The organism is Vibrio sp. 1078-1, from assembly GCF_033340475.1.
Genome location: NZ_JAWOWM010000122.1, coordinates 1 through 942, shown reverse-complemented (window position 1 = coordinate 942; position 942 = coordinate 1). Strand labels below are relative to the sequence as shown.

The following is a 942-nucleotide window of genomic DNA, read 5'->3' as shown; positions in this document are numbered from 1 at the left end:
CGATCCAAAAACGGAAGCAATCAAACAAATTCAAGCATTTGGTAAGCCTGCGACATTTTCGCAGCTGATGGACGATGGTAAAACGTTAAGTGGTCAAGCAACCGAGCTCGATTACCGCATCTCGACTGACGAACTGACCATGAAAGGCCAAGCGCAGCTCGCTCAAGATGGTAACACCATCAAAGGCTCATCGATTCGTTACCAAATCGGTCAACAGAAGTTGGTGGCTGACAGCTCTAAAAACGAGCGTGTAACCACGATTTTGCAACCAAATCAGATAGAGAACTAATATGGCGGTACTGAGTGCAAAAAATCTCGCAAAAAGCTACAAAAAGCGCAAAGTCGTCACCGATGTTAGCTTAGAAGTAGAGTCTGGTCAGATTGTAGGTTTACTTGGTCCTAACGGTGCTGGTAAAACCACCTCGTTTTACATGATTGTTGGTCTGGTGCCTCGCGATGAAGGCACCATCACCATCGACGACAAAGACATCAGTATTTTGCCAATGCACAGCCGCTCTCGCATGGGTATTGGCTATCTACCGCAGGAAGCATCGATTTTCCGCAAACTGTCCGTGGAAGATAACATCATGGCCGTATTGGAAACTCGCCAAGAAATGACCCGCGAAGAGCGTCAGGACAAGCTGGAAGATTTGTTAGAAGAATTCCACATACAGCACATAAGAACCAGTGCGGGTATGGCACTATCGGGTGGTGAACGTCGCCGAGTCGAAATCGCTCGAGCTCTTGCGGCAAACCCACAATTCATTTTGTTGGATGAACCTTTCGCAGGTGTCGACCCTATTTCGGTTAATGACATCAAGAAAATCATCGAGCACCTACGCGATCGTGGCCTTGGTGTATTAATCACAGACCATAACGTACGTGAAACACTGGACGTATGTGAAAAAGCCTATATCGTAAGCCAAGGGCACCTCATTGCAT

The 942-nt window shown here is 47.0% G+C and carries 2 protein-coding genes; both read left to right on the top strand.

Features of this window, described 5'->3' with window-relative positions:
• Positions 1-289, top strand: a 289-nt coding sequence (lptA, locus tag R7190_RS26025; protein WP_318137702.1) for a lipopolysaccharide transport periplasmic protein LptA, incomplete at its 5' end; no start/stop codon positions are given.
• A gap of 1 nt (position 290) precedes the next feature.
• A partial coding sequence (gene lptB, locus R7190_RS26020) for an LPS export ABC transporter ATP-binding protein (protein WP_318137701.1) occupies positions 291-942 on the top strand: 652 nt, incomplete at its 3' end.